10 protein-coding genes are annotated in these 15,139 nt (G+C 64.9%); 9 read left to right on the top strand and 1 reads right to left on the bottom strand.

Annotated features, from left to right (window positions below):
• Positions 1-68: 68 nt before the first annotated feature.
• Positions 69-893, bottom strand: a complete 825-nt coding sequence (locus O1Q03_RS03050; protein ID WP_269501637.1) for an IclR family transcriptional regulator — start codon at positions 891-893, stop codon at positions 69-71.
• 113 nt (positions 894-1,006) lie between these two features.
• Here O1Q03_RS03050 and O1Q03_RS03045 point away from each other — a divergent pair, with 113 nt between their 5' ends.
• The 9 genes from O1Q03_RS03045 to pntB all read left to right on the top strand — a co-directional run bounded on the left by O1Q03_RS03045 (position 1,007) and on the right by pntB (position 15,007).
• Positions 1,007-3,358, top strand: coding sequence for a cytochrome P450/oxidoreductase (locus O1Q03_RS03045; RefSeq protein ID WP_269501636.1), 2,352 nt, complete (start codon positions 1,007-1,009; stop codon positions 3,356-3,358).
• Between the two features lie 90 nt (positions 3,359-3,448).
• The gene (locus O1Q03_RS03040) at positions 3,449-4,762 is read left to right on the top strand and encodes an MFS transporter (protein ID WP_332112498.1); all 1,314 of its coding nucleotides are present in this window, start codon (positions 3,449-3,451) and stop codon (positions 4,760-4,762) included.
• A 182-nt stretch (positions 4,763-4,944) separates the two neighbouring features.
• Positions 4,945-5,322, top strand: coding sequence for a hypothetical protein (locus O1Q03_RS03035; RefSeq protein ID WP_269501633.1), 378 nt, complete (start codon positions 4,945-4,947; stop codon positions 5,320-5,322).
• Between the two features lie 46 nt (positions 5,323-5,368).
• Positions 5,369-8,077, top strand: a complete 2,709-nt coding sequence (locus O1Q03_RS03030) for a GMC oxidoreductase (RefSeq protein WP_269501632.1) — start codon at positions 5,369-5,371, stop codon at positions 8,075-8,077.
• Between the two features lie 422 nt (positions 8,078-8,499).
• On the top strand, positions 8,500-9,705 hold the full coding sequence (locus O1Q03_RS03025) for a paraquat-inducible protein A (protein ID WP_269501631.1): 1,206 nt from the start codon (positions 8,500-8,502) through the stop codon (positions 9,703-9,705).
• Entirely contained in the window at positions 9,702-10,988 is a 1,287-nt protein-coding gene (locus O1Q03_RS03020) for an MlaD family protein (protein WP_269501630.1), read from the top strand. The genes O1Q03_RS03025 and O1Q03_RS03020 overlap by 4 nt, the downstream gene beginning before the upstream one ends.
• Complete coding sequence (locus O1Q03_RS03015; protein ID WP_269501629.1) at positions 10,985-11,614, top strand: PqiC family protein; 630 nt, start codon at positions 10,985-10,987, stop codon at positions 11,612-11,614. Before O1Q03_RS03020 ends, O1Q03_RS03015 begins: the two co-directional genes overlap by 4 nt.
• Positions 11,615-11,979: 365 nt before the next feature.
• Positions 11,980-13,581, top strand: a complete 1,602-nt coding sequence (locus tag O1Q03_RS03010) for a Re/Si-specific NAD(P)(+) transhydrogenase subunit alpha (protein ID WP_269501628.1) — start codon at positions 11,980-11,982, stop codon at positions 13,579-13,581.
• Between the two features lie 13 nt (positions 13,582-13,594).
• The gene (pntB, locus tag O1Q03_RS03005; RefSeq protein ID WP_269501627.1) at positions 13,595-15,007 is read left to right on the top strand and encodes a Re/Si-specific NAD(P)(+) transhydrogenase subunit beta; all 1,413 of its coding nucleotides are present in this window, start codon (positions 13,595-13,597) and stop codon (positions 15,005-15,007) included.
• The last annotated feature ends 132 nt before the right edge of the window (positions 15,008-15,139 follow it).

Here is a 15,139-nt window from a genome sequence, read left to right as displayed (position 1 = left end):
GCACGACAGATCCCGTTCAGGCGATCGGGGGAGAACGTCAGTCTCCATCGCGCGTCTACACGATCGCATTAACGCAATTGAACGTTGTGCCCCAATTCCGCGCTGATCGCTTCGGCTTCGTGGCGCAACTCGCTGGCGATGGGGCCATGCGGCGACGCGTCGAACCCTCCGGTTGCGCCCAATGCTGTAATCGCCGCGCAGATGTGCCCGTTCGCATCGAATACGGGTGCCGAGACCGCGCTGATTCCTTTCAGGTTCGTATCGCGTACCGTTGCCAGACCTGCGGCCTGAATCTCGCGCTGCAGCAGGCCGATCGGATCGGTGGCATCGAGTTGAGCGCGCAATTCGGCGGGTGTGGCCGCCAGTTCCTCTTCCGCCATCTTCCTGATGCGCTTCTCGTTGAGCAGGGCGAGAAAAAGCCTTCCCGTCGAAGACCACAGTAGAGACATCACGGAACCCGCGCGCACGTTAACCGTCACCGGCAAGCCGGGCTCTTCGAACCGCATGATCGTCGGTCCCCGGTTGCCCATGATGGCGACGAAGCAGGTGACTTCAAGCCGCTCACGCAGGCGCATCAGCGCTGGCTCCGCCAAACGGATCGGATCAGCCACGCGCATGGCTGACAGACCGATTGCAATGCATTGGGGCCCCAGAACGTATTGCTGCGTGCCCTTGTCTTGCGTCACAAACGATTCCTCGATCAGGCTCGCCAGATAGCGATGCACCTTGGCAGGATTTTCGCTGAGTCGCGCGGCCAACGCAGTCAGCGTCGCGCGCCCACCCGACGCCGCCAGTTCCTTCAGCACGAGCAAGCCGGTCGACGCCGATTGCACACGTTGTCTGCGATCCCGCGTGGCCGCGGCGACTTTTTCGCGTTCGTTATCTGTATTCATAGGTGTGATCTTAGCCGAGGAGCCGAGGCTACTGCGCCGCACAGGTTTACCCCGATCTGCCGATTACGCAATGCGTATTATAGTTACGCAAAAGCATCGTACAGGAGCAAACCATGTCGTCGAATGCGCGTCCCGCATCATCGTCGGAGTGTCCCTTTCATTCGGCTTCGGGAGCCGCGCAATCCGCGCCGAATGGTTGCCCGGTGAGTGCACGCGCCGCCGCGTTCGACCCGTTCGACGACGGTTATCAGCAGGATCCGCCGGAGTACGTGCGGTGGTCCCGCGAGCAGGAACCGGTATTCTTCAGCCCGAAGCTCGGCTATTGGGTCGTCACGCGTTACGACGACATCAAGGCAATTTTTCGCGACAACGTCACGTTCAGCCCGTCGATCGCGCTTGAAAAAATCACGCCCACCGGCCCCGAAGCGAACGCCGTGCTGGAGTCGTACGGCTTTGCGTTGAATCGCACCCTGGTCAACGAAGACGAGCCCGCGCACATGCCGCGCCGGCGCGCGCTGCTGGATCCATTCACGCCCGAGGAGTTGAAGCATCACGAGCCGATGGTTCGCAAGCTGGCGCGTGAATACGTCGATCGCTTCATCGACGATGGGCGCGCCGATCTGGTCGATCAGATGCTCTGGGAAGTCCCGCTTACCGTCGCACTGCATTTCCTCGGTGTGCCGGAAGAGGACATGGATACGCTTCGCGAGTATTCGATCGCGCACACGGTGAACACGTGGGGCCGTCCGAAGCCCGAGGAGCAGGTTGCGGTAGCGCACGCCGTCGGCAAGTTCTGGCAGTACGCGGGCAAGGTGCTCGAAAAGATGCGGCTGGACCCGTCTGGCCCGGGCTGGATGCAGTACGGCATCAGGAAGCAGAAGGAACTGCCCGACGTCGTGACGGACTCGTATCTCCATTCCATGATGATGGCGGGCATCGTCGCTGCGCACGAGACCACGGCAAACGCCACCGCCAACGCAATGAAATTGCTGCTGCAGCATCCGCAAGCCTGGCGCGACCTCTGCGATGACCCGAGCCTGATTCCCAACGCTGTCGAGGAGTGCCTGCGGCACAACGGCTCGGTGGCTGCGTGGCGGCGTCTCGCGACAAAGGATGTCGTCGTGGGCGGGATTTCGATTCCGGCCGGCTCGAAGCTGCTGATCGTCACTTCGTCGGCAAACCACGATGACGCGCACTTCGTCGATGCCGATTTCTTTGACATTCGCCGAGAGAATGCGAGCGACCAACTCACCTTTGGCTATGGCTCGCATCAGTGCATGGGGAAGAACCTCGCGCGCATGGAGATGCAGATCTTCCTGGAAGAGTTCACACGTCGGCTCCCGCACATGAAGCTTGCCGAGCAAACCTTCACGTATGTGCCCAACACATCGTTTCGTGGCCCGGAACATCTGTACGTCGAGTGGGACCCCGCGCTCAATCCCGAGCGTCACGGCCGGTCCGTGCTGGTGTCCGATACGCCGGTGCGAATCGGCGAGCCGTCATCGCATGCGGTGAGCCGGGCAATGAAAGTCGAGCGCCTGACGATGTGCGCCGATCACATCTTGCATGTCCGCCTTGTTCCGGCCGATGGCCGACAACTGCCGCGGTGGGCGCCCGGTGCGCATATCGATGTCGCGTGCGGCAATACGGGCATCTCGCGGCAATATTCTCTCTGCGGTGCCCTCGAAGATCGACAGGCGTTCGAGATTGCCGTGCTGCATGAACCGCAGGGGCGTGGTGGATCGGCGTGGATACATGCGAACCTGCAAACAGGCGATGTTGTCCACATTCGCGGGCCGCGCAACCATTTCCGTTTCACGGGGGATGCGACGCGTGCCGTGTTTGTCGCAGGCGGAATCGGGATTACGCCGATCAGCGCGATGGCGCGTGAGGCCAAGGCCCGCGGCATTGACTATGTCATCCACTACAGCGGCGCAAGACGGTCGTCGATGGCCATGCTCGATGACCTCATCGCGCTGCATGGCGAACGCCTGCACGTGCATGTTTCTGAAGAAGGCACTCGTAACGATCTCGCATCGCTTTTCGCACCGGCACACGACGATACACATGTATACGCTTGCGGGCCCGCCAGAATGCTGGATGCACTTGCATCCAGCTGCGCACATTGGCCTGAACACGCGTTGCGCATGGAACATTTCGCCGCGACGAAGACCGTGACCGATCATTCGAAGAACGAGGCCTTCGAAGTGGAGCTGAAGGACTCGGGTCTGCTGCTCACGGTGGCGGCCAATCAGACCGTGCTCGACGCGTTACGGCATGCAAACATCGACGTGCAGAGCGACTGCCGCGAGGGCTTGTGTGGATCGTGCGAAGTGCGCGTGCTGAAAGGCCGGGTCGATCATCGCGACATGGTACTGACGCGAGCGGAACGCGAGGCCAACGATCGCATGATGACCTGCTGCTCGCGCGCATGCGGCGGGGAAAAACTGATTCTCGAGCTGTGACGACGACACCGTGTGCAGTGCTGCCGGCCATATCTTGGCACGGCCATTAAAGATAGGAGACCGAAGGTGAAAAAGAAACGTGCCAATCTGATGTTCGCATGTACCATCGGCACCACGCTCGAATGGTATGACTTTTTTGCCTTTGCCGCGTGTGCCGTACTGGTATTCGACAAGCAGTTTTTCGTCGTGGGAAATCCGCTCGCTGCGACGCTGCTGTCACTGGCCACGTTCGCGGTCGGGTTTATTGCACGACCGTTGGGCGGCATCGTGTTCGGGCTGATCGGTGACCGTGTCGGTCGTCGCAAGACCCTGGTCGTCAGCCTGTTGATGATGGGGCTCAGCACCTTCTCGGTCGGCCTCTTGCCAACGTACGCTTCGATCGGACTCGCCGCGCCTTTGCTGCTCGTGTTGCTTCGAATACTGCAAGGTATCGCGGTCGGAGGCGAGGCGACGGGCGCAATCCTGATGATTGCCGAGTCGATGCCGCGTAGTCAACGGGGCTTCTGGACGAGCTTCACGATGTTCGCCGGGCCGCTCGCGAATGTGTTGACTGCATTGGTGGTGGGCACCGTGCAGAAGGTTTATGGGGACTCGGCGTTCGTCGAATGGGCGTGGCGCATTCCGTTCTTTATCTCGGCGCTTCTGGTGATCGTCGGTTTCTGGACTCGCCGGCGAGTCGAGGAGTCAGCTGCGTTTGCCGAACTCGCCGCCGCACATCAGACGGTAGAACGCGTGTCGCTGAGCGAAACCTGGTCGCATAATTGGCAACAGATGAGTAAGGCCTTTTTCGTCAAGGCGGCTGAAAACACGTTCCTGTATCTCTTCTCGACATTTGTTCTCGGACTCGCCACGGGCTACCTGCACTTCAGTCGTCAGCAAGCGTTATCCGCGCTTATGCTGGCATCTGCGATCGAAGTGTTCGTGATTCTTGTAGCCGCCCATGTGTCGGATCGAGTCGGCCGTCGGCCTGTGTTGATCGTCGGCATGCTGGGCGCCGCGGTTGCAAGTTGTTCGCTGTTCACGCTGTCACCGGGAAGCCACTACCTGCACCTCCAACTTGCGCTTATCGCTTGCTTGGCATGCCACGGAATCATTCTCGGACCGATGGCCGCATATATGGCTGAACTGTTCCCAACGCGCGTGCGCTTTACCGCGCTTTCGACGAGTTATCAACTGGCGTCGGTGCTCGGCGGATCCATCGCGCCTATCGTCGGGACACTGCTCGTCAGCTTTACCGGATCGGCAGTATTCGTCGCGGGCTACGCTATCGTGATGGCATTGCCTGCGTTCATCGCCGTGGGTTTGTCGCGAGAGTCGCGCGGTCGGGACTTCGGATTGCCGCATGGCGCAGAGGACGGTGCAATCGTCCTGCCGGGCAACGGTGTGCGTCCGACTGGAGGGTGAGCGGCGGCGTAGATCATTTCTCCGCCGTAACAGGCCTACCGCGGATGGTTTGAGCACTCACCCGGAGCGGTATCGCTGGATCAGTCCGCTCCATGGCGCATCCACGTGTAGTCTCCCCGGCATCCATCTGCTGACCAAGCCGCCCCGATGCCGAAAATTCCGGCAGATTCCATTTATGTGAGATGGAGCACACTGCTTTCCGACGGCGACTGTATCTTGTTGTTTCGGCTGGAGCAGTGCCGGATTTTCAGAACGGCTATCGGGGCAATGCGACATTGCAAGACGGCATCGATCTCGGCGCCGGATTCGACGACGAGATCGCATTGCTCGAATCCGTGCGAGTGCCGGGCAATGCACTCGCCGACCTTCCCGCACCGGGAGTACCGGTCGCATTGTGGCAAAACGCCGGCTTCCCTCTCGCGACTGCCGGCGGCCCCGACTCGTTGAACAGCACCCTGCTCGTGCCATTGCCGCAAGCGATCGCTTCGCGATCGTGCGGCACGGCCGGTACGTCGGCGCGACCGTTGTCCGTCATCCGCACGTTGGCGCTGCAGCCGTAGTGAAGCCGTCTCTGCCGGTGTGGAGGCGAGTCAGGGATACCGAGAGATGACGCACTATATTGATTTTGAAGCAGACGAGCTTCCCGGCGATCCGTTGTCGGCACCATTGGACCTGATCGTCGTCGGCGGAGGCGCCGCGGGCCTGACGATCGTTCGCGAGCTGTCCGGCCTGGGCCTGAACATTCTGCTTCTCGAAAGCGGTGCGCTCGAAGAATCGGCCGACCACGAAGCGCTGAACGAAGTCGACGTCGAAGGATCGCTGCAAGACGCGGAACTGCAGCGGTCCCGCCATGCGTCGCACGCGTTTCAATTGAAATTCTGGACCACGCAAACCCAGAAGTTCGGCGTTCGGTGTCGCGTGCTGGGCGGCTCGACGGCCGGATGGGCCGGCAAGGTCGCGCCATTCGATGCGATGGATTTTGCTTCGCGCGAGTGGATCGCGGACTCCGGCTGGCCAATCGCCGCCGCGGATCTCGCGCCCTACATTCAGCGTGCCGCACGGCACCTCGACGTCGGCCCGATCCTCAGCGGCGCCGCATTCTGGCCGGCGGCGAAATTGCGTGAGCCTGTCGAAATGGCGCGCATGAAGCATGTGTCGTCGTTCTTCTGGCAGCTTGCGCGCTCTCATCGGAACCTGACGGACGTGATGCGCTTCGGGCCGGATTTCAGAAGCGAATCGCATCGCGACGTGACGATCATGCTCAACGCGACGGTGCGCGCGATCCACGCGGATAACACCGGAGTGACGGGCGTCGAGATCGTGTCGTCGCTGTCGGGCAAGCGACGCCGCACGTTGCAGTCGAGCCACGTGGTGCTGGCGGCCGGCGCCATCGAAAACGGCAGGCTGCTGCTCCTGTCGCGGGACGAGGCCGGCAATGCGCTGGGGAATGCGCGCGACGTCGTCGGCCGTTATCTGACGGACCACCCGTGCATGTCGATCGGCGTGTTTTCGCCGGATAGCCAGGCGTCGGCTGCCGCATTGCTCGGCTTCTTTTCGTTGCAGCAGGACTATCGCGCGTTCATGTATTCGCATGGACTGGCACTTCGCCCCGACGTGCAGCAGGAACGACGTCTGCCGAATATGGCCGCGTATGCAAATGCCCGCATCTCGAACGACGATCCGGTCGTCGCGTTGAAGCGGCTGGCAAAGCGGCAAAGCAAGCGCCCGCTGGCCGATCTGGTCCTCGTGCTGCAGCGATCCGGCGTGGTCGTGAGTTTCGTCGGGCGGCGGATACTGGGTAGCTCGATACTGCCGCGGCGCGTGCGTCGTCTACTCGTCGACACGGTCATCCGGCTCGATGCGAATTTCGTCGCGCGTGACTACGTGGCGAAAGGCACGGGCAGAAAAATCGACAAGGTCACGCTCGACGTCATTTGCGAGCAGCCGCCGATGCGCGAGAACCGCGTGACGCTGTCGAGCCGATGCGACCGGCTCGGATTGCCGGTGGCCAGCGTCACGTGGGAGTCCGGGCGCGTGATGAAACAGGCCGTCGTCACGTTCGCGCGTCTGCTCGACAGCGACCTGCGCGACGCCGGCATCCACGGCTTCGAGTTGCGGCCTGAAATCGCGGCAGGCGACCTGCCGGCCATCGCGCTGCACGACATGGCGCACACCGCCGGCACGACACGCATGGGGCGAGACCCGGCGACGAGCGTCGTCGATGCGGACTGCCGCGTGCACGACGTTCGCGGCCTGTATATCGCAGGCGCGTCGGTTTTCCCGACGAGCGGGCATGCCAATCCGACCATGGTGATCATGGCACTCGCGATCAGGCTTGCCGACCATCTGAAGTCGAACCTGGTCGCGCGACGGATCGCGGCATTGACGCGGCCCGCCGCGGCAAACGACACGCGGCCGCTCGTGCTGGTGACGGGCGCGACCGGCAACGTGGGCGCACACGTGGTCGATCAGTTGATTCAGCATGGCTATCGCGTGCGAGGGCAGTTTCACCGCAAGGTACCGGTCGATGCGCGGGTCGAATGGGTGGCGGCCGATTTTTCCGATCGCGATCTCGCGGATGCCGCACTGGACGAACTGGTCGATGGCGCGACGGCGGTCGTCCATCTGGCGGCCGGTTTGCCCGGCACGCCGCATCTGCAAACGATCAACATCACCAATCTGGAGCGCTTCGCGCAGGCGTGCGTCCGTCGCGGCATCAGCTATTTCGGATACGCGAGTTCGATGGTGGTTTACGGCTCTCCGCGCAACCGGCTCGTGGATGAAAACGCGCCGTTGCTCGACGTGAACCGCCCGCTCGAAAAGCAGTATTTCGAGGCGCCGGAGATGCGCGAATACGCGCGCAGCAAACGTATCGGCGAGGACATCCTGTCCCGATGCTCGGCGAGCATGCATGTCGATCTGTATCGGATCGCCCTCGCGCAGCAGCCGGGCTATCTCGAGGAAGCGCTGCACTGGAACCTGACCAAGCGGCTCTTTGCGCTGTACCGCAACAGTCACTATATTTCGCCGCACAACGTCGCCAGGGCGATCGTTCATCTGCTTCGACGCTCGATCGACGGCGGGAAGCGTGACGGGAGCGAAGCGTTCAATATCGCCGACACCCATTCGCCGACCTACGAAGAAGTCTATCGCCGCGCGGGACGCAAGCCGAGCGTCCACGTCCCGTTGCTCGCGGATGTCGCGAGAAGTCTGGCCGTCGGCAAGACCGTGAAAAAGCGCTATCCGATGGGCTTTTATCGTCTCGACGACAGAAAACTGCGCGCAACCGGCTTCGTGCTCGATCGCCAGGACTGACGGCGTCCGTCGTTTGGCCGGCATGTCGCTTCCGTCGTTGTAGTGCCGTCGTACGGCCCGCTTCAGCGCGGCGCCAACGCCGCTCGCTGCTTCGCCCGATCCCGGGCCGTTGCTTGCCCCTCCCGCTCACGCGTGCTCGGCACGGCGAGGCACGCAGTTTGCTCTGGCCGTCGTGCATCGGGGCGTGGGGCCCCGATGTCTTCGACCTCACGGCGAAGCGACAGAAGAGGAGGGCGCATGTCGACGACGGTGCGCGAACCGGAGCGCGAACCGGGCAAATTCTGCGACGGCGCGTGTCATAACGCACGGCGGGCCGCAATCGCCGCGTCATTTCGCGCGGCGGTGCGGCCGGTGGAGCCGGCCGCATGCCGCACCGGTGCGGCGCGTGCATGCGCGCGCTGGGCGGCCGAAGGAGCACCGTCATGACGATCGGCTGCCCCGAGTGCGGGTCGCTCGAGGACATTCCGCCCATCGGCGCACATGCGCTCGTGCGATGCCGAATGTGCCAGGCACCCCTGGAGCGCCGCAGCGGCCGCAGCGTGCAGGCCGCGCTTGCATGCACCACCGCGACCTTCATATTGCTGTTTCCCGCCAACCTCGCGCCGTTGATGACCGTGCGGATGCTCGGCAGGCCCCACTCGTCGGTCCTGGCCTCCGGGATGCTGACGATGTGGGGGCAGGGCTGGGTGCTGCTGGCGGCGCTGCTTGGGATGTTCGGCATCGTGCTGCCATTCTTTCGCTTCGGCGGGCTCATGGTGGTGCTCGCCGCGGTGCGCTTCGGCTGGTGCTTCCGTGGTATCGGGCCGCTGTTCCGGTGGACGGTCTGGCTCGATGCATGGGCGATGCTGGACGTGTATCTGCTCGGATGCATGGTCGGTTACGCGCGTGTCACGCAGAGCCTGCCCTGCACGATCGGCGCGGGCGGCTATTGCCTCGTTGCGGCCGGGCTGTTGTCGATGATCACGCGCGCGTCGCTGGATCGCCGCACGGTCTGGCGAGCCATCGCGCCCGAACGATACCCGTCGCCGGGAGAGGCCACCGTCGCCTGCACCGCATGCGACCTGGTTCAGCCGGCGCACTGCGACGGGTTTCCGTGCCCGCGCTGCGGATTGACGCTGCGTGCGCGTAAGGCGGCACCGCTCACGCGTGCGAGCGCGTTGTCGCTCGCGGCGCTCGTGCTGACCGTGCCGGCCAACCTTCTTCCGATGACGCTGTCGAGACAACTCGGACACGTCGTGTCGCACCGGATCGTCGACGGCGTGCTGCGGCTGTTTCATGTCGGTCTCTGGCCGTTCGGGATCCTCACCTTCGTGACGAGCGTCGTGATACCGGTCGCCAAGATCGTCTGCATGGCATGGTTCGTCGCGTCCGTCCTGCGGCAGTCGCGTTCGCATCTGCGTCTGAAAGGCCGCATCCATCGATGGATCGACGAACTCGGCCGATGGTCGAACATCGATGTCTTCACGATTGCGGCATTCGTTCCGTTGATCCGCTTCGACGGCATCGCGTCGGCGGCGCCGGCGGCCGGTGCGACGGCCTTCGCGCTCGTCGTGTTCTTCACGATGGCGGCCGCGCACGCGTTCGATCCGCGCCTGATGTGGGACAGCCGCGACAGGAGGCGCCGATGACCGGCCACCGTACGCGGGCCGACGTGCGCCGCAGTGCATGGCCGGGCTGGGTATGGGCCGTGCCGCTCGCGACACTCGGCGTGGTCGGATGGCTCGGCATCCGCGCGCTGGCCGAAGGCGGCGAGACCGTGACGGTCGTGTTCTCCGATGCGCACGGCATCAGAGTCGACGACACCGAAGTGACGCTGCGCGGCGTCAGGGTCGGCAACGTGTCGGACATCACGCTGACGGCCGATGGCCGGCACGTGGAGGCGGCGCTCAGGATCGATCGGGCCGGCGAGAAGTATCTGCTCAGCGGCACGCGATTTTTCCTGCGCGGCGCGCAACCCGACATGAACGACCCGGCGTCGCTGAGGGGGCTCGTCGCCGGCCCGGAAATCGTGATGGAGCCGGGGCCCGGCAAGCCGGCGCGGCACTTCGACGGCACCGAGCGCCGGCCGGCGCTGGCGCCGCAACACGGGCCGGTGGTGTCGTATGTGGTGCGGTTCGGCGGCGCGGTGGGCGAACTCAAGGACGGCGCGCCTGTGGAGTTGCGCGGCTTTCCGGTTGGAACCGTTACCAGCGTGCGCCTGCACTATGACGTCGGCAGCGGGCAGCTCGATACGCCCGTGCAAATCGCGCTCGAGCCGTCGGCACTCGGCATCACCGGGGTCCGGCCGCCGACGGACGGCAACTGGCGGCCGATCGTCGACGGCATGCTCGCGCGGCTCGTCGCGCACGGGTTGCGCGCGCATCTGGTGCAGGATCCGCCGCTCGTCGGCCCGCGCATGATTCGCCTCGACTTCGAGCGCGGCGCGCCGGCCTCGGCGTTCGTGAGCGGACACGGGCCGGCCGAGATACCGAGCGTGTCGTCGGCGGACTTCGATGCGATCGCCGCGCGTGCAAACGATATCGCCGGCAAGATCGACGCGCTGCCGATCAAGGAGACGGGCGAGCAGGTGCGCAGTATCGCGGCACGCGTCAACGCACTGGCCGGGTCGCCGCAGATCCGCGACAGCCTTTCGCATATCGACCGGTCGGTCGCACAAATCGACCGGATGATGCAGCAGGTGTCGCCGCAAATCGGGCCGCTCGTCGCGCAGCTGCGCGACACGGCGAATGCGGCGGACCAGGCCGTCGCGGCGGCCAACCGTACGCTCGGCGACGACGCGACGGCGCAGACGAGTTTGCCCGGCGCGATACGCGAGCTGACCGACACCGCGCGCTCGGTGCGTGCGCTGGCCGACTATCTCGATCGGCATCCGGAAGCGCTCGTGCGCGGCAGACGGGAGGACAAGCCATGATCCGCATTGCCGACCGACCGGTCGGAACATTCGGGCGGAAACGGAGCACGTGGGCAGCCGCTGCACTCGTCGCCGTGCTGACCGGCACGCTCATCCCCGGCTGCGGGCATAGTCCGCCGACGCGCTACGTGGCGCTGAGCGCGATGCCGGCTTCCGCACCGCTTGCGAGCGAACCGGTTGCACCGGTGCAACTGACGGCGGTGCATATTCCGGCCGAGCTCGACCGGCTCGAAGTCGTCACGCAGTTCTCCGCAAATCGACTCGCGATCGACGACGGCGCGCGCTGGGGCGCGCCGCTCGGCCCGATGATGCGCCAGACACTGGCGCAGGATCTGCTGACGCGCCTGCCCGGCGGCGCGTTCGTATTGCCCGATGCGCCGCGGCCGCCCGACACGCGCACGCTCGTCGTCACGGTGCTGGCGGCGCGCCCGGACGCAAACGGAGTGCTGACGTTCGACGTCGCATGGACCGTGTTGTCGGGCCGTCCTGCCCGCGTGACGTTGAGCCGCGAGACGACCTTGACGTCGCAGATGGCGGACCGCGACGCGGCGGCGCAGGCGGCCGCGCTGAGCCGGATTCTCGGACAGCTTGCCGACCAGATCGTCGGCTCGCTTCCGGCGCGCTGAGCCCGGTTTCGGCGGCATCGCCTTCTTCGTCGGTTGCGGCCTGACTCCGTTGCTCGACGACCGGAGCCGCGCGCGCGGATAGCGACCATTGCGATGCGGGAGCAGCGATGCGTACGGCCGCATCGTCAACACCCGTTCGGTCGACGCAATCTTTCCTGTACGTGGATAAAACACAACAGTACGATCGCATTCGTGCGCGACGCGCGTGCGCGCTTCGCCTGTTCTGACGCGGGCATCGCGGCGGGACGGGGGTGATCGTGTTTAGCGAACGGTCGTTCGATCGTTGACGCGAATTCACATGATTCTGGTAACTTGACGCATCGGCCCGAGCGCTTCGCGATGGCCATCACCCAACTTTCAACAACATGACACTACAGATTGGGATTCCTCTGGAGATAGCCCCCGGCGAACGGCGCGTCGCGACCGTTCCCGAGGTGGTTGAGAAACTGATCAAGCTGGGGTTCTCGGTGGCCGTCCAAAGCGGCGCTGGTGCCGGCGCGAACTTTGACGACGACGCATATCGCGCGGCCGGCGCGAGCATCGCCGCCACGGCGGCCGAGCTCTGGGCGGGCAGCGAGATCGTGTTGAAGGTGCGCCCGCCGAGCACGGAAGAAGTCGCGTTGATGCGGGAAGGCGGCACGCTGATCGGCTTCGTGTGGCCGGCGCAAAACCCCGAGCTGATGGAGCAACTGGCCGCGAAGCGCGCCACGGTGCTCGCGATCGATTCGTTGCCGCGCACGCTGTCGCGCGCGCAGAAGATGGATGCGCTCACGTCGATGGCCGGCATCAGCGGCTATCGCGCGGTGATCGAGGCCGCGCATGCATTCGGCCGTTTCCTGAACGGTCAGGTCACCGCGGCGGGCAAGATTCCGCCGGCGAAGGTGTTCATCGCCGGCGCCGGTGTCGCGGGTCTCGCCGCGATCGGCACGGCCGCGAGCCTCGGCGCGATCGTGCGCGCGAACGACACGCGAGCGGAAGTGGCCGACCAGGTCAAGTCGCTGGGCGGCGAGTTCGTCAAGGTCGACTACGAAGAAGAAGGCTCGGGCGGCGGCGGTTACGCGAAGGTGATGAGCGAAGGCTTCCAGCAGGCGCAGCGCGCGATGTATGCGCAGCAGGCCAAGGATGCCGACATCATCATCACCACCGCGCTGATCCCCGGCAAGCCGGCGCCGAAGCTGATCACCGCCGAGATGGTGCAGTCGATGAGGCCCGGCAGCGTGATCGTCGACATGGCCGCCGAACAGGGCGGCAACTGCGAACTGACGGTGCCCGGCGAAGCCGTCGTGCGCCACGGCGTGACGATCGTCGGCTATACGGATCTCGCATCGCGCCTGTCGCGGCAGTCGTCGACGCTGTACGGGACCAACCTGCTGCGCGTGGTCGAGGAGCTGTGCAAGAACAAGGACGGCACGATCAACGTCGACTTCGACGACGACGCGATCCGCGGGCTGACCGTGATCAAGGAAGGCAACGTCACGTGGCCGCCGCCGCCGATCAAGCAGGCGGTCGTCGCGCCGAAACCGCCGGCGGCCGCAACCACCGTCGTCGCGCCCGCGAAGTCCAAGGGCCACGGTCACAGCGGCGAGCCGATGTCGGCCAAGGCGCTCGCGATCGTGTTCGCGGTCGGTGCAGTGGCGTTCCTGCTGGTCGGCCAGTTCGCGCCGTCCAGCTTCCTGTCGCACTTCACGGTGTTCGTGCTCGCGTGCTTCGTCGGCTACATGGTGATCTGGAACGTCACGCCGTCGCTGCACACGCCGCTGATGAGCGTGACCAACGCGATCTCGTCGATCATCGCGATCGGCGCACTCGTGCAGGTCGCGCCGCCGCTCGGTGAGCTGGCCAATGCCGGCGACCGTCCGTCCGGGCTGATCCTGGGCCTGGCGGTGGGCGCGCTGACGCTCACGGCCGTCAACATGTTCGGCGGCTTCGCGGTCACGCGACGCATGCTGGCGATGTTCCGCAAATAAGGGGACGACAATAATGACTTCAAACCTGACCACCGTCTCCTATATCGGCGCCGCAATCCTGTTCATCCTCAGCCTTGGCGGGCTGGCCAACCCCGAGACCGCGCGCCGCGGCAACCTGCTCGGGATGATCGGCATGCTGATCGCGGTGCTGGCCACCGTGCTCGGCCCGCGCGTGTCGGCCTCGGGCATTCCGTACGTGATCGCGGCGCTCGTCGTCGGCGGCGCCGTCGGCCTGTACGCCGCGAAGAAAGTGCAGATGACGCAGATGCCGGAACTGGTCGCGCTGATGCACAGCCTGGTCGGCCTCGCGGCCTGCCTGGTGGGCTTCGCGAGCTATATCGACACGTCGGTGCAGTTCACGGGTGCCGAGAAGGCAATCCACGAAGTGGAGATTTATGTCGGTATCCTGATCGGTGCCGTCACCTTCGCGGGTTCGATCATCGCGTTCGGCAAGCTGTCGGGCAAGATCGGCGGCAAGCCGCTGCTGCTGCCGGCACGGCACTGGATGAACCTGGCCGCGCTGCTGATCGTGATCTACTTCGGTCGCGCGTTCCTGCATGCGGAAAGCATTCAGGACGGGATGCTGCCGTTGCTCGTGATGACCGTGATCTCGCTGCTGTTCGGCGTGCACATGGTGATGGCGATCGGCGGTGCGGACATGCCGGTCGTGGTGTCGATGCTCAACAGCTACTCGGGGTGGGCGGCGGCGGCGACCGGCTTCATGCTCGGCAACGACCTGCTGATCGTGATCGGCGCGCTGGTCGGCTCGTCGGGTGCGATCCTGTCGTACATCATGTGCCGCGCGATGAACCGCAACTTCATCAGCGTGATCGCGGGTGGTTTCGGCGGCGGCGCGCCTGCGGCAGCGGGTGCCGGCGGCGCTGCGCAGCCGGCTGGCGAAGCAGTCGCGGTGAGCGCGGTGGAAACGGCCGAGCTGCTGCGCGAAGCGAAGCGCGTGATCATCGTACCCGGTTATGGGATGGCCGTTGCACAGGCTCAGCACACGGTGTACGAGCTCACGAAGCTGCTGCGCGAGAAGGGCGTCGACGTGCGCTTCGCGATCCACCCGGTCGCGGGCCGCATGCCGGGGCACATGAACGTGCTGCTGGCCGAGGCGAAGGTGCCGTACGACATCGTGATGGAGATGGACGAGATCAACGAGGACTTCCCCGAGGCCGACGTGTCGATGGTGATCGGCGCGAACGACATCGTGAACCCGGCCGCGCAGGACGACCCGTCGAGCCCGATCGCGGGGATGCCGGTGCTGGAAGTGTGGAAGGCGAAGACGTCGATCGTGATGAAGCGCAGCATGGCTTCGGGTTATGCGGGCGTCGACAATCCGCTGTTCTACAAGGACAACAACCGCATGTTGTTCGGCGATGCGAAATCGATGTTGGACGAGATCTTCGGTGCGCTGAAAGCCTGAGGATTACCGCGAGGCCGACACGGACCGCAGGCAGGCCCGGGTCGGCAGTGCGCGGCTTCGATGCAGGGTCGGGGGGCCCCCCCCCCCCCCCCCCCGGGGGGGCCCGGGGGGGCGCGGGCGTTTCCCCCCCCG

The organism is Burkholderia sp. IMCC1007 (assembly GCF_027257875.1).
In the GTDB taxonomy this organism is placed as follows: Bacteria; Pseudomonadota; Gammaproteobacteria; order Burkholderiales; family Burkholderiaceae; genus Burkholderia.
The sequence above is the reverse complement of the archived record's forward strand: the minus strand, read 5'-3'. Positions and strand labels throughout refer to the sequence as shown.